Origin of the sequence: Pseudomonas sp. RIT623, from assembly GCF_004519305.1 — a bacterium.
GTDB lineage: Bacteria > Pseudomonadota > Gammaproteobacteria > Pseudomonadales > Pseudomonadaceae > Aquipseudomonas.
In genome coordinates, this window is the sequence record NZ_SOZA01000001.1 from 205,676 (window position 1) to 225,251 (window position 19,576).

At 64.9% G+C, this 19,576-nt stretch carries 23 protein-coding genes; 11 read left to right on the forward strand and 12 right to left on the reverse strand.

What is annotated here, in order from left to right; genetic code table 11:
- Positions 1–55: 55 nt before the first annotated feature.
- Both E3U47_RS00955 and prlC read right to left on the reverse strand, forming a co-directional pair.
- Positions 56–337, reverse strand: a complete 282-nt coding sequence (locus E3U47_RS00955) for a YheV family putative zinc ribbon protein (RefSeq protein ID WP_134689072.1) — start codon at positions 335–337, stop codon at positions 56–58.
- A complete protein-coding gene (prlC, locus tag E3U47_RS00960; RefSeq protein WP_256660210.1) occupies positions 334–2,385 on the reverse strand; it encodes an oligopeptidase A in 2,052 nt (683 codons plus the stop codon). The genes E3U47_RS00955 and prlC overlap by 4 nt, the downstream gene beginning before the upstream one ends.
- A 103-nt stretch (positions 2,386–2,488) precedes the next feature.
- Between prlC and E3U47_RS00965 the strand changes: the two genes are divergently transcribed.
- Together E3U47_RS00965 and E3U47_RS00970 are read left to right on the forward strand one after the other, a co-directional pair.
- A complete protein-coding gene (locus E3U47_RS00965) occupies positions 2,489–3,031 on the forward strand; it encodes a gamma carbonic anhydrase family protein (RefSeq protein WP_134689074.1) in 543 nt (180 codons plus the stop codon).
- A gap of 77 nt (positions 3,032–3,108) precedes the next feature.
- Complete coding sequence (locus tag E3U47_RS00970; RefSeq protein ID WP_134689075.1) at positions 3,109–3,756, forward strand: HAD family hydrolase; 648 nt, start codon at positions 3,109–3,111, stop codon at positions 3,754–3,756.
- A 40-nt stretch (positions 3,757–3,796) separates the two neighbouring features.
- Here E3U47_RS00970 and E3U47_RS00975 read toward each other — a convergent pair whose 3' ends face one another.
- Complete coding sequence (locus E3U47_RS00975; RefSeq protein ID WP_134689076.1) at positions 3,797–4,888, reverse strand: aminopeptidase; 1,092 nt, start codon at positions 4,886–4,888, stop codon at positions 3,797–3,799.
- An 88-nt stretch (positions 4,889–4,976) separates the two neighbouring features.
- Between E3U47_RS00975 and E3U47_RS00980 the strand changes: the two genes are divergently transcribed.
- Together E3U47_RS00980 and E3U47_RS00985 are read left to right on the forward strand one after the other, a co-directional pair.
- Positions 4,977–5,390, forward strand: a complete 414-nt coding sequence (locus E3U47_RS00980) for a hypothetical protein (RefSeq protein ID WP_134689077.1) — start codon at positions 4,977–4,979, stop codon at positions 5,388–5,390.
- A 55-nt stretch (positions 5,391–5,445) separates the two neighbouring features.
- Positions 5,446–5,859 (forward strand): hypothetical protein, encoded by a 414-nt coding sequence (locus E3U47_RS00985; protein WP_134689078.1) that lies wholly within the window; start codon positions 5,446–5,448, stop codon positions 5,857–5,859.
- A 52-nt stretch (positions 5,860–5,911) separates the two neighbouring features.
- On the opposite strand, the gene E3U47_RS00990 is transcribed toward E3U47_RS00985, so the two are convergent.
- Positions 5,912–6,145 (reverse strand): DUF1161 domain-containing protein, encoded by a 234-nt coding sequence (locus tag E3U47_RS00990; RefSeq protein ID WP_134689079.1) that lies wholly within the window; start codon positions 6,143–6,145, stop codon positions 5,912–5,914.
- Positions 6,146–6,220: 75 nt separating this feature from the next.
- Entirely contained in the window at positions 6,221–6,646 is a 426-nt protein-coding gene (locus E3U47_RS00995) for an OsmC family protein (RefSeq protein ID WP_134689080.1), read from the reverse strand.
- 152 nt (positions 6,647–6,798) lie between these two features.
- Between E3U47_RS00995 and E3U47_RS01000 the strand changes: the two genes are divergently transcribed.
- Entirely contained in the window at positions 6,799–7,803 is a 1,005-nt protein-coding gene (locus E3U47_RS01000; protein WP_134689081.1) for an LLM class flavin-dependent oxidoreductase, read from the forward strand.
- A 50-nt stretch (positions 7,804–7,853) separates the two neighbouring features.
- On the opposite strand, the gene E3U47_RS01005 is transcribed toward E3U47_RS01000, so the two are convergent.
- Entirely contained in the window at positions 7,854–8,075 is a 222-nt protein-coding gene (locus tag E3U47_RS01005; RefSeq protein ID WP_023632600.1) for a DUF1161 domain-containing protein, read from the reverse strand.
- Between the two features lie 102 nt (positions 8,076–8,177).
- The gene (locus tag E3U47_RS01010; RefSeq protein ID WP_011531496.1) at positions 8,178–8,393 is read right to left on the reverse strand and encodes a dodecin; all 216 of its coding nucleotides are present in this window, start codon (positions 8,391–8,393) and stop codon (positions 8,178–8,180) included.
- Between the two features lie 149 nt (positions 8,394–8,542).
- Here E3U47_RS01010 and E3U47_RS01015 point away from each other — a divergent pair, with 149 nt between their 5' ends.
- On the forward strand, positions 8,543–8,866 hold the full coding sequence (locus E3U47_RS01015) for a YqjD family protein (protein ID WP_134689082.1): 324 nt from the start codon (positions 8,543–8,545) through the stop codon (positions 8,864–8,866).
- On the opposite strand, the gene E3U47_RS01020 is transcribed toward E3U47_RS01015, so the two are convergent.
- The gene (locus E3U47_RS01020) at positions 8,863–9,759 is read right to left on the reverse strand and encodes a LysR family transcriptional regulator (RefSeq protein WP_134689083.1); all 897 of its coding nucleotides are present in this window, start codon (positions 9,757–9,759) and stop codon (positions 8,863–8,865) included. The genes E3U47_RS01015 and E3U47_RS01020 overlap by 4 nt on opposite strands.
- A 126-nt stretch (positions 9,760–9,885) precedes the next feature.
- Between E3U47_RS01020 and trpB the strand changes: the two genes are divergently transcribed.
- On the forward strand, positions 9,886–11,103 hold the full coding sequence (trpB, locus tag E3U47_RS01025; RefSeq protein ID WP_134689084.1) for a tryptophan synthase subunit beta: 1,218 nt from the start codon (positions 9,886–9,888) through the stop codon (positions 11,101–11,103).
- Positions 11,100–11,909 carry a tryptophan synthase subunit alpha gene (gene trpA / locus E3U47_RS01030; RefSeq protein WP_134689085.1) on the forward strand — a complete coding sequence of 270 codons (810 nt, stop codon included), beginning with the start codon at positions 11,100–11,102 and terminating at the stop codon, positions 11,907–11,909. Before trpB ends, trpA begins: the two co-directional genes overlap by 4 nt.
- Positions 11,910–11,982: 73 nt before the next feature.
- Here the strand turns inward: trpA and E3U47_RS01035 are convergent, their stop codons facing one another.
- On the reverse strand, positions 11,983–12,315 hold the full coding sequence (locus E3U47_RS01035) for a DOPA 4,5-dioxygenase family protein (protein WP_134689086.1): 333 nt from the start codon (positions 12,313–12,315) through the stop codon (positions 11,983–11,985).
- A 126-nt stretch (positions 12,316–12,441) separates the two neighbouring features.
- Positions 12,442–13,341 carry a LysR family transcriptional regulator gene (locus tag E3U47_RS01040; protein ID WP_134689087.1) on the reverse strand — a complete coding sequence of 300 codons (900 nt, stop codon included), beginning with the start codon at positions 13,339–13,341 and terminating at the stop codon, positions 12,442–12,444.
- A gap of 109 nt (positions 13,342–13,450) precedes the next feature.
- On the opposite strand from E3U47_RS01040, the gene betC reads away from it, so the two are divergent.
- The 3 genes from betC (at position 13,451) to E3U47_RS01055 (ending at position 17,636) form a co-directional block, all read left to right on the forward strand.
- Positions 13,451–14,968 (forward strand): choline-sulfatase, encoded by a 1,518-nt coding sequence (gene betC, locus E3U47_RS01045; RefSeq protein ID WP_134689088.1) that lies wholly within the window; start codon positions 13,451–13,453, stop codon positions 14,966–14,968.
- Positions 14,969–14,982: 14 nt separating this feature from the next.
- Positions 14,983–15,906, forward strand: coding sequence for a choline ABC transporter substrate-binding protein (gene choX, locus E3U47_RS01050; RefSeq protein WP_134689089.1), 924 nt, complete (start codon positions 14,983–14,985; stop codon positions 15,904–15,906).
- 164 nt (positions 15,907–16,070) lie between these two features.
- Positions 16,071–17,636, forward strand: coding sequence for a SulP family inorganic anion transporter (locus tag E3U47_RS01055; protein ID WP_134689090.1), 1,566 nt, complete (start codon positions 16,071–16,073; stop codon positions 17,634–17,636).
- A 128-nt stretch (positions 17,637–17,764) separates the two neighbouring features.
- On the opposite strand, the gene aroE is transcribed toward E3U47_RS01055, so the two are convergent.
- The gene (gene aroE, locus E3U47_RS01060; RefSeq protein WP_134689091.1) at positions 17,765–18,589 is read right to left on the reverse strand and encodes a shikimate dehydrogenase; all 825 of its coding nucleotides are present in this window, start codon (positions 18,587–18,589) and stop codon (positions 17,765–17,767) included.
- A 25-nt stretch (positions 18,590–18,614) separates the two neighbouring features.
- A complete protein-coding gene (gene hemF, locus E3U47_RS01065) occupies positions 18,615–19,526 on the reverse strand; it encodes an oxygen-dependent coproporphyrinogen oxidase (protein WP_134689092.1) in 912 nt (303 codons plus the stop codon).
- Positions 19,527–19,576 lie beyond the last annotated feature (50 nt).

Genomic DNA, 19,576 nt, shown 5'->3' on the forward strand with positions numbered 1-19,576 from the left:
CCCGGTACGCTGGGAACATGCGGCCCGGCATCGACAGCCGAGCCGCACGCCGGCCTTATTCGGCCGGTTTCTTCAGCTTCGGATTGGGGAAGAACTGCACGGTCTGCACCTTGGCCGGCGCCGCCTTGGGCGCCAGGTGGTTGACCCGCGTGCCCAACTCCGAAGGCACCGACAGCCCCTGCTCATTGAGGGTGTCGGTGAACCCGCAGGCCACGCACTCGCGGTGTGGCACGCCGTCCTCGTTCCACATGGTCAGCTTGTCCATCTCGCTGCACGCCGGGCATACCGCCCCGGCGATGAAGCGGCGCTTGCTCTTGTTCACAGCCACCTCGCTCATGCCGCCGCGTCCTCGGTGAGGCCGCTGTGGCGCAACAATGCATCGATGGAAGGCTCGCGGCCACGGAAGTCGACGAACAGCACCATCGGCTCGCGGGAGCCGCCACGGGCCAGGATGGCTTCACGGAAGGCGCGACCGGTCTCGGCGTTGAGCACGCCTTCCTCTTCGAAGCGCGAGAACGCATCGGCCGACAGCACTTCAGCCCACTTGTAGCTGTAGTAGCCCGCCGCGTAACCGCCAGCGAAGATGTGCGCGAAGCTGTTGGGGAAGCGGTTGTAGGCCGGCGGACGCATGACCGAGACCTCGTCGCGAACGCCCTCGAGCACCTGCAGCACGCCGCGGCCATCGCCGTGGGTGGCGTGCAGCTCGAAGTCGAACAGCGAGAACTCCAACTGGCGCACCATCATCATGCCGGACTGGAAGTTCTTCGCCGCCAGCATCTTGTCCAGCAGGTCCTGGGGCAGTGGCGCGCCGGTTTCGAAGTGGCCGGAGATCAGCGCCAGGCCTTCAGGCTCCCAGCACCAGTTCTCCATGAACTGGCTCGGCAGCTCCACCGCGTCCCAGGCCACGCCGTTGATGCCCGACACACCGGCATGCTCGATGCGGGTCAGCAGGTGGTGCAGGCCATGGCCAAACTCATGGAACAGGGTGGTGACTTCGTCGTGGGTCAGCAGCGCCGGCTTGCCAGGCGCGGCCGGGGTGAAGTTGCACACCAGGTTGGCCACCGGGCTCTGCAACTCGCCCGCGGCGGTGCGGCGGCGGTCGCGGGCACCGTCCATCCAGGCGCCACCACGTTTGTTGGCGCGGGCGTAGAGGTCGAAGAAGAAGCGGCCGACGTGTTGACCGTGCTCCTTGATCTCGAACAGGCGCACGTCCGGATGCCAGCTGTCGAAGCCCTTGAGTTCGGCGATCTCGATGCCGTACAGGCGCTGCACGATGCTGAACAGGCCACTCAGCACCTTGTCGATCGGGAAGTAGGCGCGCAGGGCTTCCTGCGACACGCTATAGCGCTGCTCGCGCAGCTTTTCGCCGAAGTAGCCGGCGTCCCAGCTGGCCAGCTCGGCGGTGCCCTGTTCGGCGGCATAGGCTTTGAGCTGCTCCAGGTCCTGGGCGGCGAACGGCTTGGAACGCTTGGCCAGGTCGCGCAGGAAGCTCAACACCTGGTCGCTGGATTCGGCCATCTTGGTGGCCAGGCTCAGCTCGGCGAAGTTCTGGTAGCCCAGCAGCTTGGCCAACTCCTGGCGCAGGTCGAGGATCTCTTCCATCACCGGGCCATTGTCGAACTGGCCGGCGTTCGGGCCCTGGTCGGAGGCGCGGGTGCAGTAGGCGGCGTACAGCTCTTCGCGCAGGGCGCGGTCGCGGGCGTAGGTCATCACCGCGTAGTAGCTGGGGAACTCCAGGGTGATCAGCCAGCCGTCTAGGCCCTTGGCCTGGGCGGCGGCGGCCATCTGCGCCTTGGCCGAGTCGGTCAGGCCGGCCAGCGCGGCTTCGTCGGTGACGTGCTTGGTCCAGGCCTGGGTGGCGTCGAGCAGCTGGTTGGAGAAGCGGCTGCCCAGTTCGCTGAGCTTGCTCTGCACTTCGGCGTAGCGCTGTTGCTGGTCGGCCGGCAGGTCGATGCCCGACAGGCGGAAGTCGCGCAGGGCGTGGTCGAGGATGGTCTTCTGCGCCACGTCGAAGCCTGCGGCTTCGGGACTGGCGGCCAGGGCCTGGTAGGCTTCGAACAGGGCACGGTTCTGGCCCAGCTCGGTGGAATAGGCGCTCAGGGCCGGCAGGCACGCTTCATAGGCCTCGCGCAGCGCCTGGCTGTTGCACACCGCGTTGAGGTGGCTGACCGGGCTCCAGGCTGCGCCCAGGCGGTCGTTCAGTTCGTCCATGGCCAGCACCAGGCCGGCCCAGGTCGGGTTCTTGCCCTGCTGTTCGAGGATCTCGGCGATAGCCTTGCGGTTGTCGGCGAGGATCTGCTCGATCGCCGGCAGCACATGCTCGGGGCGAATGGCCGAGAAGGGCGGCAGATCATGGGACTGCAGCAGCGGGTTGTTCGTACTCACGGTTCGGGTACCTTGGCAGGAGAAACACGGGACCATCTTAAATTACAATCGACGCCGACCGCAGCAGGCAGTCCGCCTATCGGCATTGCAGAGGAACACTATCATGGCCATCCGCACGTTCCAGGCACACACGCCCAAAGTTGGACCGCGCGCCTTCGTCGACCGTTCGGCGGTGGTCATCGGCGATGTCGAGCTCGGCGAGGACAGTTCGGTGTGGCCGCTGACGGTGGTGCGCGGCGACATGCACCGCATCCGCATCGGCGCGCGCACCAGCGTGCAGGACGGCAGCGTGCTGCACATCACCCATGCCGGGCCGTTCAATCCCGACGGCTTCCCGCTGATCATCGGCGACGAGGTGACCATCGGTCACAAAGTCATGCTGCATGGCTGTACCCTGGGCAACCGCATCCTGGTAGGCATGGGCAGCACGGTCATGGACGGCGCCATCGTCGAAGACGAGGTGATCATCGGTGCCGGCAGCCTGGTGCCGCCGGGCAAGCGCCTGGTCAGTGGCTACCTGTACATGGGCAGCCCGGTGAAGCAGGTGCGCCTGCTGAGCGAGCAGGAGCACGCGTTCTTCGCCTACAGCGCCGGCAACTACGTCAAGCTCAAGGACCAGCACCTGGCCGAAGGCTACGACCAGTAAGGCCCACGTAGGCCGCTCCTACAGAAAGCAGGGCAAAGCAATTGCTTGCACCAAGGCCAACCGATACAGAGAAAACCATGCACCAGCAAAACATCCTCTTCGACCTCGACGGCACCCTGACCGACCCCCGCGAGGGTATCACCCGCTCGATCCAGTACGCCCTGGCCAAGCTGGGCATCGACGAGCCGGACCTCACCCGCCTCGAGCACTTCATCGGCCCACCCTTGCTACAGGCCTTCATGCAGTTCTACGGCTTCGACCAGGCCAAGGCGTGGGAGGCGCTGAACTTCTATCGCGAGCGTTTCAAGGTCACCGGGCTGTACGAAAACCTGCTGTTCGACGGCGTGCCAGAGCTGCTGCAGGCCCTCAACGACCAAGGTCGCACGCTGTACATCGCCACCTCCAAACCTTGGGAATACGCCCGCGAGATCGCCCGGCACTTCGCCTTCGACCATCACTTCAAGGTGATCTACGGCAGCGAGCTGGACGGTACCCGCACCGACAAGATCGAGCTAATCCGCCACCTGCTGGACGAGGAAGGGCTGGACCCGGCGCAGACCTTGATGGTCGGTGACCGCAAGCATGACCTGATCGGCGCCCGCAGCAATGGCTTGCAGGCGGTGGCGGTGGGGTATGGGTTGGGTAGCCGGGCGGAACTGCAGGCCGAGACGCCAGCGTTCCATTTCGAGACGCTAGCTGAGTTGCACCAAGCTTTCATGCGCTGACCTCTTCGCGAGGCAAGCCCGCTCCCACGCAGGCATCTGATCACGGCGTGGGAGCGGACTTGCCCCGCGATGGCATCAGACGCTCCAACTGCGCCTTGCGCCTATCAATGGGCATTCGCCCCAATTCTTCGACTCGCTGGTAAAACCCCAGCCAATCTTGGCCAACATCCTTGAACAGCTGCGAAAATGCCGGCACCCATTGATCATACAGCCCGAACGGCAGCAACTTGGCATTGTTCAACGGTGCATAGATCCAGGCATCGAACCTTCGATCCCCGGCCCAGTCCCGATCCCGCACATGGCGATATTCCCGCCGCAACTGTTCGAATTCGGCCTGCTTGGCCGCCCGCTTGCCCGCCTCATCCAACGGCCCGGCGTAGATCGCCTGCAAGCGCTCGCGGCTGGCCAGCACCAGGCGGATGAACTGCTCGCGCTGCCGCCCACTGCCATCCTCCGTCGCTGACAGGCCGCGCGTCACCCGCCATTGCCGCGTACCCTCCTGCTCGACGAAGGAAGCGAAAGACTCATTGAACTCGGTATCGTCCTGTACATAGAAGCGCTGGTGCGCCAGCTCGTGGAATATCACCGTGGCCAGGCGCTCGTCGCCCCAGCCGACCATGCTCGACAGGATCGGGTCATCGAACCAGCCCAAGGTGGAATAGGCTTCGACACCGCCGATGTAGACATCCAGCCCGTCCGCGCGCATCAATGCCGCCGCGCCGCGGGCCGCGCCCTGCTGGTAATAGCCGCGGTAGGCCACGCAACCGGCAATCGGGAAACAGTGGGTCACCGGTTGCAGCGACAGTTCCGGAGTAGCGAACAGGTTCCACACCACGTAGGGCCGGCCGAGGTCGGCATACACCCGATAGCTGCGGTTGTCCGGCAGCTTGAGCTGCTCGCTGGCGAATACCCGGGCCTGTTGCGCCACTTGCAGGTGCTGGCGCAGCAACGGGCGGGTGGCCGGGTCGGCGATCACCTTGTCCACCGGCTGCCGGGCCCGCAGCAGTTGCCACTGCCCCTGGGCCAATTGGCTGTAGTAACCCAGGCTGGAGCAACCGCTCAGCAGGACGCCCAGGGCGACGGGAACCAACCTGGTGAAAACGCGGTCCAGAGCCCGACGGCTGCAGCGCATGAAAAGAAAAAGTCCAAACATCGAGGCTGTCTATCTCGCTTGTCGGCCGAATGCGACCAAGATTATCTCGCCCAGGGGGAGCTTCGCCATGCGTACTCTGTTTGCCGTCGGCACACTCGTGCTGCTGTCCGGTTGTGCCACCTTGCCCGACCCCGACCCAACCCAGGCCTGGGTTGACCTCGCCCCCGGCGACAACGACTCGCTGCACGCCCTCGAGGTCGATGAGCGCGCCTGGGCCGATACCCGCTATTTCCAAGTGCAGCCCGGCAACCACGAGCTGACCGTGCGCTACCAGTTCCCGGTGGCCCCGAGCAATATCGGCCCGGTCGCGCAACCCTTGTGGCGCGACTGCCAGCTCAACCTCAGCTACAAAGGCTTCAGCGCCGGGCAGCGCTATCAGATGCAAGCCGGCAGCATCGGCTTTCGCCCGTGGATCAAGCTGTACGACCAGCAGCAGAAGCTGATCAGCCAGGGCGAACCGGCAGGCTGCCAGCGCACCTGAACAGCGCGAACGGCGCTATGCTTGTAGCCTGTGAACCGCGAGCGGGAGTTTCGCCATGCGCCAGCCCATGATGCTGATGGCCCTCAGTGCCCTGGGGGCTTGCGCCAGCCCCTTGCCCCCCGCCGATCCCGGCAAGGCCTGGATCGACATGTACACCATCACCCCCGGCCGTACGCTCATGGCCGACCGCCTGGACGGCCAGCGCCTGGACGATGGCCGCTACTTCCAGGTGACGCCTGGCAGGCATGAGTTGGTGGTGCGTTTCGATTACGAAATCTATGCCGGCGGCTTCAGCACCGACCCCACAGAGCGCACCTGCTACCTCACCGTGCGCTTCAATGACTTCCAGGCTGGCGAGCGTTATCGCCTGGAAGCCCGGGCACCGGCGATGCAGCCACAGGTGCTGCTGTACGACGGCAAGCGCAAGGTGGTGGTGAACGAACCGAGCAACGTGTTCTGCATTCCTTGAAAACAGCCCGTCCCCCCCAGAGAACCCGTCGACTGGCTCCTGCGTGTCGGGGCTATCGATCGTTCTTTTGGTAGACGATCTTCTTCGTGCCGCCATCGCAGCTGCCCACGATCATGTTGGGATCGCTGACCTCGGCGTTAGGCACGATTTCCAGCGTATAGGAGCTGACCCCGCGCGCCTGGATCTTCGCCTCGATCTCGGCCTTCAGTTCTTCGCACGGCTTGGGCGCGGCCAGTGCCGCCGTTGCCAGCAAGGAGGCCAGCACAGCGAGGGTTACGCGGATCATGAGGAACGGCTCCTGATAAGGCAGGCGGGCTGCCGACGCAGGTTAGACTACAGCAAACCGCCGCCGTTGCGCCGCCTAGGCCAATAACGTCGCCTCCAGGCTGATGGTCGCGTTGAGCACCTTGGATACTGGGCAACCCGCCTTGGCCTTGTGGGCGATTTCCTGGAACTGCGCCTCGCTGGCGCCCGGCACGCTGGCCTTGAGGGTCAGGTGCACCGCCGTGATGGCAAAGCCATCAGCCTGCTTGTCCAGGCTTACCTCAGCATGGGTATCAATACGCTCCGCGGTGAAGCCCGCCTCACCGAGCATCATCGACAGCGCCATCGAGAAACACCCGGCATGGGCGGCGCCGATCAGCTCTTCCGGATTGGTCCCGGGGCTGCCCTCGAAACGGGTGTTGAAGCCATAGGGCGCCTGTTTGAGCGCACCGCTTTCAGTGGATATCTGGCCCTTGCCGTCCTTCAGGCCACCTTGCCAAACCGCCGATGCCGACTTTTTCATGCTGCCTCCTGGTCACAGGTTGGGTATGTAAAGTTCTGAGGACAGGGCCCACGTCAAGTTCAGATCAATCCATCGCCAGGCATTGAATCCGCCGAATGTGCCCATACAGAGTCCAGAAGGCCCATGGCCAACCACCTGTAGCGGAGGCTCCGATGACCCACCTGCGAGACCTGAAGATTTCCACCCTCGACCTGGTGCCCGTGCGCGCCGACGGCGGCCCGGCGCAAGCGCTGCGCAACTCGCTGGACCTGGCGCAACAGGTCGAGCGCTTCGGCTACAACCGCTTCTGGGTGGCCGAGCACCACAACATGGATGGCATCGCCAGCTCGGCCACCGCCGTGCTGATCGGCTATCTGGCGGGCGGCACCTCGCGCATTCGCGTAGGCTCCGGCGGGGTGATGCTACCCAACCACGCACCATTGGTAGTGGCCGAACAGTTCGGCACCCTGGCCAGCCTATATCCAGGCCGCATCGACCTGGGCCTGGGCCGCGCCCCGGGCTCCGACCAGATGACCGCCCGCGCCCTGCGCCGCGAGCGTTCCGGCAGCGCCGACGATTTCCCCGACGATGTCGAGGAGCTGTCACGCTACCTGGGCCCGCGCACCGACGACCAAAAGGTCATCGCCGTGCCCGGCCACGACACCGAGGTACCCATGTGGCTGCTCGGCTCCAGCCTGTTCAGCGCCCAACTGGCCGGCATGCGCGGCATGCCCTATGCCTTCGCCTCGCACTTCGCGCCGCGCTACATGCACGAGGCGATCCGCATTTACCGCGACCACTTCAAGCCGTCGACGACGCTGGACAAACCCTATGTGATGCTGGGTATCCCGATGGTGGTGGCCGAGACCGACGAGAAGGCCGAGTACCTGGCCACTTCGGTGTACCAGCGCATTCTCGCGCTGATCCGTGGCCAGAGCCTGATGCAGCGCCCGCCGGTCGAGAGCATGAACGGCCTTTGGCTGCCCCATGAACGTGATGCAGTGAGCAGCTTCCTGGGTCTGGCGATGATCGGCAGCCCGCAGAAGGTGCGGGCGAAGGTCGAGGTATTGCTGGAACAGACAGGGGCAGACGAGCTGATCTTTACCAGTGACCTGTATGAGCACGCCGACCGGATCAAGTCCTATGAGCTGATGGCGCAGGCGCTCAAGGCCGAGTGAAATCAATCGCGGGGCAAGCGGCTGCGCCTTGCCCCGCGAAAAGGATTCGATCAGCCGCGACGGTAGACGATTTCCTTGGTCCCACCCTCGCAACTGCCGATTACCTTGCCGGCCGGCTCGCCCTTGTTGACGATCTCCAGCGAGTACCCCTTCACCCCTTTGGCATCGAGCTTCGCCGCAATCTCAGCCTTGAGTTCCTCGCACGGCTTGCCCGCCGCCATCGCACCGCCAGCCAACACCATCAGCCCCACGGCCAGAATCAATTTCTTCATCGATCGCTTTCCTTGTGCAGATCAAAGACAAAAAGGGCGCGAAGCACGCGCCCTGCAACCTTGATACCCCAACACGCCGGGCAAGCCTAGCCCAGCTTGGTTTCAGCTGTTGGCAATGCGGAACCCAACCTTCAGCGTCACCTGGAAATGCGCGGCCTTGTTGTCACGGATATGCCCGCGGGTGTCGACCACTTCGAACCATTCCAGGTGCTTGATGCTCTTGCCCGCCTCGGCCAGGGCATTGTTGATCGCTTCTTCGATGCTGGTGGGCGAAGACCCGACCAGCTCGATCTTCTTGTAGGTGTGATGATCCGACATGAGCGCTCTCCTTGAGTGGGTAGTGGCTTGAGCCTAGCAGCACAGGCCCGGTTTACCTGCGAGCGATCGCCGCAGGGGAAAGTTCGATCGCACTTTCATCCAGCTGCGCAGTCGCAACCTGTACATCCCACTCAGCAAGGAGAGTCGACATGGCACGCAATGCATTGCGCAAAACCTCACTGGAAAGCATGGAAGCCGAGATCGAAAGCCTCCTCAAGACTCTGGAAGGCCTCAAGCACGATGCGTCGGAAGAAACGCAGAAGACCATGAAGACGCTGCGCGGCAACGCCGAAAGCGCCCTCAAGCACTCACGCAGCCTGCTCAGCGATGCCTACGAGGAAGTGAAGACCCGCACCCGCGAAACTGGCGTAGCCACCCGCGACTATGCCCAGCAACACCCCTGGACCACCGCAGGTGTCGCGGTGGGCGCCCTGGGCCTGCTGGCCGCCTACTTGATGTGCCGCCGCAACTAACCCGTCTGTCGCTGCAGCTCCTGGCGCAGCCATTGCGCCAGTTGCTCGGCGCGCCCGTCCGCGGCGCGCCGGGGTACCCACAAGGCCAGTGCCGCATTGGTGGGGGAGAAGCCCCATGGCGCGGCCAACCGTCCGGCCTTCAAGTCGTCCGCCACCAGCGGTTGCGGGGCGATGGCCACACCCAGCCCAGCCACCGCTGCTTCCAGCAAGTAGTAGAGATGCTCGAAGGCTTGCCCGTAGCTCAGCGCCTCGGGCGCCAGCCCATGCTGTCGCGCCCAGGTAGGCCAAGCCTGCGGCCGCGATGTCGTATGGAGTACGGCAACATGCTGCAAAGCCATGGCTGGCAAGGCTTTCAAACGATCGAAGGCGTCAAAGCGCGGACTCATCACCGGGCCGATGCGCTCCTCGGCGAGCACGTGTACCTGCATGTCCGCCGGCCACGGTGGCTCTGCGTAGACCAGCAGTGCGTCCAGCCCCGGGCGTCGCGGATCAAGGTCACCTTCGCCCGCTGACAGGTGCAGGCGCAGCTCCGGCAGGTCGGCTTTCAGGCGCCCCAGGCGGGGGATGAACCAACGCGCCAGCAAGCTGCCGGAGCAACCGAGCACGAACGGCGCTTCGTCGGCATCGCGGGAAAGCTCGGCGCAGACCCCGCGCAACCGATCGAAGGCCTCGAAGCTGGCATCGCGCAGGCGCACACCGGAATCTGTGAGTTTGACGCCACGCCCGTCCTTGACGAACAAGGCTACCCCCAGATGCTCCTCAAGCACCTTGATCTGCCGGCTGACCGCGCCATGGGTTACATGCAGCGCCTCGGCCGCCTGGCTGACACTGTTGAGGCGGGCGGTGGCTTCGAAAGCCCGCAAGGCATTGAGGGGGGGGAGATCCTGGGCCATGTTACTTGTGAGTTTTCCTGACATGTTTGCGCAATCTTATCGGTTTTCAGACGCGCGTGTGCTGGTTAGAGTAGACCCCATTGATCAGCGTCTGCCCCTTTATCGAACCTGTCTACGGAGCGCCCCATGACCCAGACCCAATACCGTGCCGGCCCTGACGCCAACGGCCTGTTCGGCTCGTTCGGCGGCCGCTACGTGGCCGAAACCCTGATGCCGCTGGTGCTCGACCTGGCCCGCGAATACGAAGCCGCCAAGGCCGACCCCAAGTTTCTCGAGGACCTGGCCTACTTCCAGCGCGACTACATCGGCCGCCCCAACCCGCTGTACTTCGCCGAGCGCCTGACCGAGCACTGTGGCGGCGCGAAGATCTTCTTCAAACGCGAAGAACTCAACCACACCGGCGCGCACAAGGTGAACAACTGCATCGGCCAGGTGCTGCTGGCCAAGCGCATGGGCAAGAAACGCCTGATCGCCGAGACCGGCGCCGGCATGCACGGCGTGGCCACCGCCACCGTGGCCGCGCGCTTCGGCCTGCCCTGCGTGATCTACATGGGCGCCACCGACATCGAGCGCCAGCAGGCCAACGTGTTCCGCATGAAGCTGCTGGGTGCCGAAATCGTCCCGGTCACCGCCGGCACCGGCACCCTCAAGGACGCCATGAACGAGGCCCTGCGCGACTGGGTCACCAACGTCGAAGACACCTTCTACCTGATCGGCACCGTGGCCGGCCCACACCCGTATCCGGCGATGGTCCGCGACTTCCAGTCGATCATCGGCAAAGAGACCCGCGCCCAGTTGCAGGAGAAGGAAGGGCGCCTGCCCGACAGCCTGATCGCCTGCGTCGGCGGCGGTTCCAACGCCATGGGCCTGTTCCACGACTTCCTCGATGATGCCAGCGTGCAGATCATCGGCGTCGAAGCCGGCGGCCACGGCGTGCACACCGACAAGCACGCGGCCAGCCTGAACGGCGGCGTGCCGGGCGTGCTGCACGGCAACCGCACCTACCTGTTGCAGGATGACGACGGCCAGATCACCGACGCCCACTCGATCTCCGCCGGCCTGGACTACCCCGGCATCGGCCCGGAGCACGCCTACCTGCACGAAGTGAAGCGCGTGGAGTACGTCAGCATCACCGACGACGAGGCGCTGGATGCCTTCCACGCCACCTGCCGCCTGGAGGGCATCATCCCGGCACTGGAGAGCTCCCACGCCCTGGCCGAGGCGATCAAGCGCGCCCCGACCCTGCCCAAGGACCACCTGATGGTGATCTGCCTGTCCGGTCGCGGCGACAAGGACATGCAAACCGTGATGAACCACATGGCCGCCCAGGAGAAACAGGCATGAGCCGTCTCGAACAACGCTTCGCCGAACTCAAGGCCGAAGGCCGCTCGGCCCTGGTCACCTTCGTTACCGCCGGCGACCCAGGCTACGACGCCTCGCTGAAGATCCTCAAGGGCCTGCCAGCCGCTGGTGCCGACGTGATCGAGCTGGGCATGCCGTTCACCGATCCGATGGCCGACGGCGTAGCCATCCAGCTCGCCACCCTGCGCGCCCTGGAAGCCGGCCAGACCCTGGCCAAGACCCTGCAGATGGTTCGCGAATTCCGTGTGGATAACCAGACCACGCCGATCGTGCTGATGGGTTACTACAACCCGATCCACCGTTTCGGCGTGGAGCGCTTCGTCGCCGAGGCAAAAGAGGCCGGCGTGGATGGCCTGATCATCGTCGACCTGCCGCCGGAGCACGATGCCGAGCTGGCCACCCCGGCCCAGGCCGCCGGCATCGACTTCATCCGCCTCACCACCCCGACCACTGACGACGTACGCTTGCCGCGGGTGCTGGAGCGCAGCTCCGGGTTCGTCTACTACGTGTCGGTGGCGGGTGTGACCGGTGCCGGTTCGGCGACCACCGAACACGTGACCGAAGCGATCACCCGCCTGCGTCGGCATACCGATCTGCCGATCAGCGTCGGCTTTGGTATCCGCACGCCAGAGCAGGCGGCAGCCATTGCCCGCCTGGCCGATGGCGTGGTGGTGGGTTCGGCGCTGGTCGACAAGATCGCCCAGGCCAAGGATGCCGAGCAGGCGGTGAAGGATGTGCTGAGCCTGTGCTCGGCGTTGGCCGAAGGCGTACGCGCCGCCCGCCATTGATGTTGTGGGAGCGGGCTTGCCCCGCGATGGAGGCAGTGAAGCCATCGCGGGGCAAGTCCGCTCCCACGTCGCATCAAGCCCCGAAGATAGACAGATCCAACGGCCTGATCGCGCCCATCCAGATTGCATGGTCGCGGTGATCCGCCAGCTCGTCCCCGGTCTCCGGGTGCAGGAACACCACCAATCCCTTGCGGTACAGTGCCAGCCACGGCAGCACCACCCCCACCACCTCCGGCGCGAACGCCAGCTGGCAGCTCCAGTCCGGGTGCGGCCCGACCGGCTTCTGGTGCATGCGCCCCATGGTCACGGGGAACAGCCGCGTCGCCTCTTCGCACAGCTCGCGGGCCTGCTGCATGGTCGATGCGTCGTAGTACACGTGGGCGTGGTAACCCTTGATCCTTTGCACGATGGCTCCTGGTTGCTTTGCGACTTTCGCCTAGCATCCGCGCTGTCCGCTTCGCCGGCAAGCCGGCTCCTACAGATCGAGGCCAGCGCGGCATTCGTAGGAGCCGGCTTGCCGGCGAAAGGCGCCTCAATCACCACGCTCCTGCTCCAGCCAATCCACGAACCGCTCGATCAATGCCCCACGCCGCTTGCGCGGCGGCAGCACCACGTAATACCCGCGCTTCGAGCGTAAACTCCCCTCCAACGGACGACACAGCACGCCTTGCTCCACCAGCCCGTCCACCAGGTGCCCCCAGCCGATCGCTACCCCTTGCCCAGCAATCGCCGCCTGGATCAACAGGGTGTAATTGTCGAACCGCAACTGCCCGGCCGGCGGCGGGCTGTCCACGCCAAACCCACGAAACACCCCCGCCCAGTCGAACCAACGGCTGGCCTGCTCACCCCGCAAATGGAGCAGCGGCAATCGTTGCAAAGCCACGGCTGACAAGGGTTTGCCATGAGTCAGCCGAGGGCTGCACACCGGGAAAACCTCCTCATCGAACAGCCAGCGGCTCTCGCCCTGATGGAAGCGGCCATCACCGAACAACACCGCCACATCGATGTCCGGGCGCAACATCGCCTGGCTGCGCTCACCGGTCACCAGGCTCACGTCCACCTGTGGATAAGCCTCGTGGAAACGCTGCAGGCGCGGCATCAGCCAGAACGCCGCAAAGGCGAAGTCGGTCGCCACCTGCAGCACCTCGCGCTGGCCGCGCCCACTGGCTTGGGCAACGCCATCGTCCATGGCTTGCAAGCCTTGGTGCACCTGCTCGAACAACAGCCCCCCCACCTCGGTCAGCTCGATGCCCCGGTAGATCCGGTCGAACAACCGCGTGCCCAACTGCGCCTCCAGGCGCTTCATCTGCTGGCTGACCGCCGGCTGGGTGGTGCCCAGTTCCACGGCGGCAGCGGTGAAGCTACGCAGGCGGGCGGCGGCCTCGAACACGCGCAGGGTGTCCAGGGGCAGGGCTGCAAGGTGCTCAAACATAAGCTTGGCTAATCCCAGTCATTGCCCGGCATGGGCTTTACCCCTGTTATCCACAGCCGCATGCTGGATTGCAAGTGCTCCCCATAACCCTCGACGATGGAAGGCCCCCATGAAGCGACCCAACATCCTGTTCATCATGGCCGATCAGATGGCCGCGCCTTTGCTGCCGATCTACACCCCATCGCCGATCAAGATGCCCCACCTGGCCCGCCTCGCCGAGCAGGCCGTGGTATTCGACAGCGCCTACTGCAACAGCCCGCTGTGCGCGCCGTCGCGCTTCACCCTGGTCAGCGGCCAGTTGCCCAGCCGCATCGGCGCCTACGACAACGCCGCCGACTTCCCCGCCGACGTGCCCACCTACGCCCACTACCTGCGCCGCCTCGGCTACCGCACGGCACTGTCGGGCAAGATGCACTTCTGCGGCCCGGACCAGTTGCACGGCTACGAAGAGCGCTTGACCTGCGATATCTACCCGGCTGACTACGGCTGGGCGGTGAACTGGGATGAACCGGACGTGCGCCCGAGCTGGTACCACAACATGTCGTCAGTGCTGCAAGCCGGGCCCTGCGTGCGCACCAACCAGCTGGATTTCGACGAAGAGGTGGTGTTCAAGGCGCGCCAGTACCTCTACGACCATGTGCGCGAGGATGACGGCCGGCCGTTCTGCCTGACCGTCTCCATGACCCACCCCCACGACCCGTACACCATTCCCAAGTACTACTGGGACATGTACGAGGATGTGGATATCCCACTGCCGCGGGACAAGATCGCTCAGGGCGAGCAGGACCCGCACTCGCAACGCCTGCTCAAGGTCTACGACCTGTGGAACAAGCCGCTGCCCGTGGACAAGATCCGCGACGCTCGCCGCGCCTACTTCGGCGCCTGCAGCTACATCGACGACAACATCGGCAAGCTGCTGCAGACCCTCGAGGAGTGCGGCCTGGCCGACGACACCCTGATCGTGTTCTCGGGCGATCACGGCGACATGCTTGGCGAGCGCGGGCTCTGGTACAAGATGCACTGGTTCGAGATGTCGGCGCGGGTGCCGCTGCTGATCCATGCGCCCAAGCGCTTCGGGCCGACCCGCGTCAGCGCCAGCGTATCCACCTGCGACCTGCTGCCGACCCTGGTCGAATTGGCCGGCGGCGCTGTGGATAACCAGTTGCACCTGGACGGCCGCTCGCTGCTCGGCCACCTGCAAGGGCAGGGTGGGCATGACGAGGTAATCGGCGAATACATGGCCGAAGGCACGGTCGGCCCGCTGATGATGATCCGCCGTGGCGCCTACAAGTTCGTGTACAGCGAAGAAGACCCATGGCTACTCTACGACCTGAGCCGCGACCCGCACGAGCGGGAGAACCTCACCGGCAGCCCGGACCACCAGGCGCTGCTGCAGGCATTTGCCGATGAAGCCAAACAGCGCTGGGACATCCCGGTCCTGCGCCAGCAGGTGCTGGCCAGCCAACGACGCCGCCGCCTGGTGGCCGAGGCGCTGGCCATCGGCAAGCTGAAGAGCTGGGACCACCAACCACTGGTGGACGCCAGCCAACAGTACATGCGCAACCACATCGATCTCGACGACCTCGAGCGCAAGGCACGTTATCCACAGCCCGCACCCCTGGATTGAGAAGAGAGGCCGCCATGCACAAGTTCTCCACCGCCGTGCTCGCCCTGGCCCTGAGCCTGGGCACGGCCCACGCCGCCGACAGCGACGCGCAATGCAGCACCGTGAAACTGGCCGACCCCGGCTGGAGCGATATCGCCAGCACCAACGCCCTGGCCCGGCTGCTGTTGGAAAGCCTGGGTTATCAGGTGAAGATCGACAGCCTGGCCGTGCCGATCATCTACGGTGGCCTGAAGGATGGCCGGGTGGATGCCTTCCTCGGCAACTGGATGCCGGCGCACCAGGGCTTCCATGACAAGTTCATCGCCAGCGGTGATGTGCAGCAACTGGCGAAAAACCTCGAAGGCACCGAGTTCACCCTGGCGGTGCCCGACTATGTATGGAACGCGGGCGTGAAGGACTTCGCCGACCTACACAAGCATGCCGAGCAGTTCGACAAGAAGCTCTACGGCATTGGTTCGGGCGCGCCGGCCAACCTGTCGCTGAAAGAGATCATCGACAAGAACGAGTTCGACCTGGGCCAGTGGAAACTGGTCGAGTCCAGCGAGCAGGCGATGCTCGCTCAAGTGGACCGGGCAGTGAAGAAGCAGCAGTTCATCACCTTCCTTGGCTGGACTCCGCATCCGATGAACGTGAAGTTGAAGATGCATTACCTCACGGGTGGGGAGAAATGGTTTGGCAGCAAGGGCGATGTTTACACCCTGACCCGCAAGGGGTATCCACAGGCCTGCCCGAATGCGGCGAAGCTGCTGGGGAATTTGAAGTTCTCGCTGGAGATGGAGAACAGCATCATGGCCGAGGTTGTGGATAAGAAGGTGAGCTTCGATGAGGCTGCCAGGGGTTGGGTGAAGGCCCATCCAGAGCTGTTGGAAGGATGGTTGGCTGGGGTGACCACTAAAACCGGCGGTGGGGCCTCCAAAGCGGTGAAAGCCAAGCTTTGATGTTCGTCTGTTAGGCTGCTGGGGCCGCTTTGTGGCCCTTTCGCGACACAAGGCCGCTCCTACAGGAGAGCGCGTGCCCCTTGTAGGAGCGGCCTTGTGTCGCGAAACGAGGGCGAAGCCCTCGCCTGCAATGTCGAATGTTGCTCGGATACCAGGACCGATAGATGCCTCGCCTTGCTTACCTGCTGCCCTTCCTCACCTGGCTCCCCCGCCAATCGGGCCGCAGCCTGCGCCAGGACCTGCTGGTGGGCCTGAGCGGCGCCATCCTCGCCCTGCCGCAATCGATCGCCTACGCCCTGATCGCCGGCCTGCCCGCCGAGTACGGCCTGTACGCTGCCATCGTACCCGTGCTGATCGCCTGCCTGTGGGGCTCGTCCTGGCACCTGATCTGCGGCCCCACCGCGGCCATTTCCATCGTCCTCTACGCCAGCATCAGCCCGCTGGCCGTGGCTGGCAGCGCCGACTATGTAACCCTGGTACTGCTGCTGACTTTCCTTGGCGGTGTCTTCCAGTTGCTGCTGGGGCTGTTGCGCTTCGGTGCGCTGGTCAATTTCGTTTCCCACTCGGTGGTGCTGGGCTTCACCCTCGGCGCCGCCATCGTCATCGCCCTTGGACAGCTGCCGAACCTGCTGGGGATGGACCTACCGAGCCAGGCCACGGCGTTGAAGACCGTACAGGACCTGGCTGGGCACATGGGCGAAGTGGACCTGCCATCGCTGGTCCTGGGCCTGGCCACGCTGGTCATCGGGATTGCCCTGAAACTGTGGCGCCCGCGCTGGCCAAGCCTGTTGATAAGCCTGCTGCTGGTCAGTCTGATGGCTTGGCTGTTACCCGGCGTGTTCGGCCACGTGCCCAGGGTGGCTGCGTTCACCGGGCAGCTCCCGCCCTTCAGCCCCCTGCCGCTGCTGGACGTGGAACTGATGCTGCGCCTGCTACCCAGCGCCGTGGCGGTGGGCATGCTGGGGCTGGTCACCAGCCTGTCGATTGCCCGCTCGTTGTCGGCACGTTCGGAGCAACTGATCGACCCTGACCAGGAAATCCGCGCACAGGGCCTATCGAACATCGGCGGCGCGTTTTTCTCCGGTTACCTGTCTGCAGGTTCTTTCACTCGCTCGGGCCTGAGCTACGACGCCGGCGCCCGCTCGCCCCTGGCCGGGGTATTTTCGGCCTTGTGGGTGGCCCTGTTCGCCGTGACCGGTGCCGGGCTGATCGCCCACCTGCCGATCCCGGCGATGGCGGGGAGCATCCTGCTGATCTGCTGGGGGCTGGTGGACCATCGCGGCATTCGCGCGCTGTTCCGGGTCAGCCGCTCGGAGTTCCTGGTGATGGCGCTGACGGCGGCGGCGACGCTGCTGCTGGAGTTGCAGACGGCGATCTATGCCGGGGTGCTGGCCTCATTGTTCTTTTACCTCAAGCGCACCTCACGGCCACGGGTGCAGCAAAGCCGGGAAGGGGAGGCGGATGTGTTGCGGGTGGGTGGGTCGATCTTCTTTGGCGCGGCGCATTATCTGCAAGTGCGCTTGCAGCGCTGCCAGGGGCCGCATGTGGTGATCGATGCGCGGCAGGTGAACTTCATCGATTACTCGGGTGTGGATATGTTGCACCGCGAGGCGCGACGGCTGATGCGTAGTGGCGGGAGCCTGACGTTGCAGCGGGCACGGCCGCAGGTGGTGGAGGAGTTGCAGAAGCTGGAGGGGGTTGAACTGTGCCCCATCCGGTTTGAGGAATGAGCTTCAGGTCCTGGGGCTGCTGTGCAGCCCTTTCGCGGCACAAGGCCGCTCCTACAGAGGAACGCGATTTCCTGTAGGAGCGGCCTTGTGTCGCGAAAGGGCCGCAAAGCGGCCCCAAAATCTCGAATTCAGCCGCGAGCTAGCTGCCGGCGCAGCTCATCCAGCACCGGCCCGGTCTCAGGCCGAACCCCGCGCCAGATGAAGAACGCCTCGGCGGCCTGCTCCGCCAGCATCCCCAGCCCATCCAGCACCTTGGCCGCGCCAAGCTTGCTCGCCCACTGGCAGAACGGCGTCGGTTCCTTGCCATACATCATGTCGTAGCAAACGGTACGCCCGGCTTCGACCAAGCTTTCGGCAATCGGCGGCAGCTCGCCAGCCAGGCTCGCCGAGGTGGCATTGATGATCACGTCCACCGGCTCCTGCAACCAGGCAAAACCGCTGGCCACCACCGGCCCCAGCTCATCGAACTCACGGGCCAACTGCTCGGCCTTCTCCACCGTGCGGTTGGCGATCACCAGCGACTGCGGCTTGTGCGCGAGGATCGGCTCCAGCACGCCACGTACCGCGCCACCAGCACCAAGGATGAGGATGCGCTTGCCGGCCAGCTCGACCCCAGCGTTGACGGTGAGGTCACGCACCAGTCCGGCGCCGTCGGTGTTGTCGCCTTGCAACGTACCGTCGGCCAGCTTGCTCAAGGTGTTTACCGCGCCAGCACGCTGGGCACGCGGGGTGAGGCTGTCGCACAGGCGGTAGGCCTCCTCCTTGAACGGCACGGTGACGTTGGCACCGCTGCCTTGCTTGAAGAAGCCACGGGCGCAGTCACTGAACTCGTCCACCGGCGCCAGCAGGGTGGCGTACTCCAGGTCCTCGCCGGTCTGGTCGGCGAACAGGCGGTGGATCAGCGGCGACTTGCTGTGGCCGATGGGGTTGCCGAATACGACGTACTGGTCCATGGGAGCTCCTCGGTTATCCACAGTGTTACTGAGCGAGCCAGTCGCGATCCTGCAGGAAGTACTCGGTCAGGCGCGCTTCTTCACTGCCAGGCTCGGCTTTCCAGTCGTAGCCCCAGCGTACTTGCGGTGGCAGCGACATCAGGATCGACTCGGTGCGGCCACCGGACTGCAGGCCGAACAGGGTGCCACGGTCGTAGACCAGGTTGAACTCGACGTAGCGGCCACGGCGGTATTCCTGGAACTCGCGCTGGGCGGGGGTGTACGGGGTGCCCTTGCGGCGCTGGACGATCGGCAGGTAAGCCTCGACGTAGGCGTCACCGATGGCGCGGATGAAGGCGAAGCAGGTGTCGAAGTCCCACTCGTTCAGGTCATCGAAGAACAGGCCGCCGATGCCGCGCGGCTCGCCACGGTGCTTGAGGTGGAAGTAACGGTCGCACCAGGCCTTGTAGCGCGGGTACACGTCGGCGCCGAACGGCGCACAGGCCTGCTCGGCCACGCGGTGCCAGTGCACGCAGTCTTCTTCGTTGCCGTAGTAGGGGGTCAGGTCGAAGCCACCGCCAAACCACCACACCGCCTCTTCGCCCTCTTTTTCGGCGATGAAGAACCGCACATTGGCGTGGGAGGTCGGCACATGCGGGTTGTGCGGGTGGATCACCAGCGACACGCCCAGGGCCTCGAAGCCTCGGCCCGCCAGCTCCGGGCGGTGGGCACTGGCCGACGGCGGCAGGCCGGCGCCGAATACGTGGGAGAAGTTGACCCCGCCCTTCTCGATCACCTTGCCTTCGCCGATCACCCGCGTGCGCCCGCCACCACCGGCATCGCGCACCCAGGCATCCTCGACGAAGCGGGCGCCGCCGTCTTCGTTTTCAAGGGCAGTGCAGATGCGGTCTTGCAGGTCGAGCAAGTAGGCTTTTACGGCCTCGGTGCGGCTGGTCATCGGGTCACCTGGAAGGAGCGGGAAAATTCGCCGCGTAGCATACCACCGGC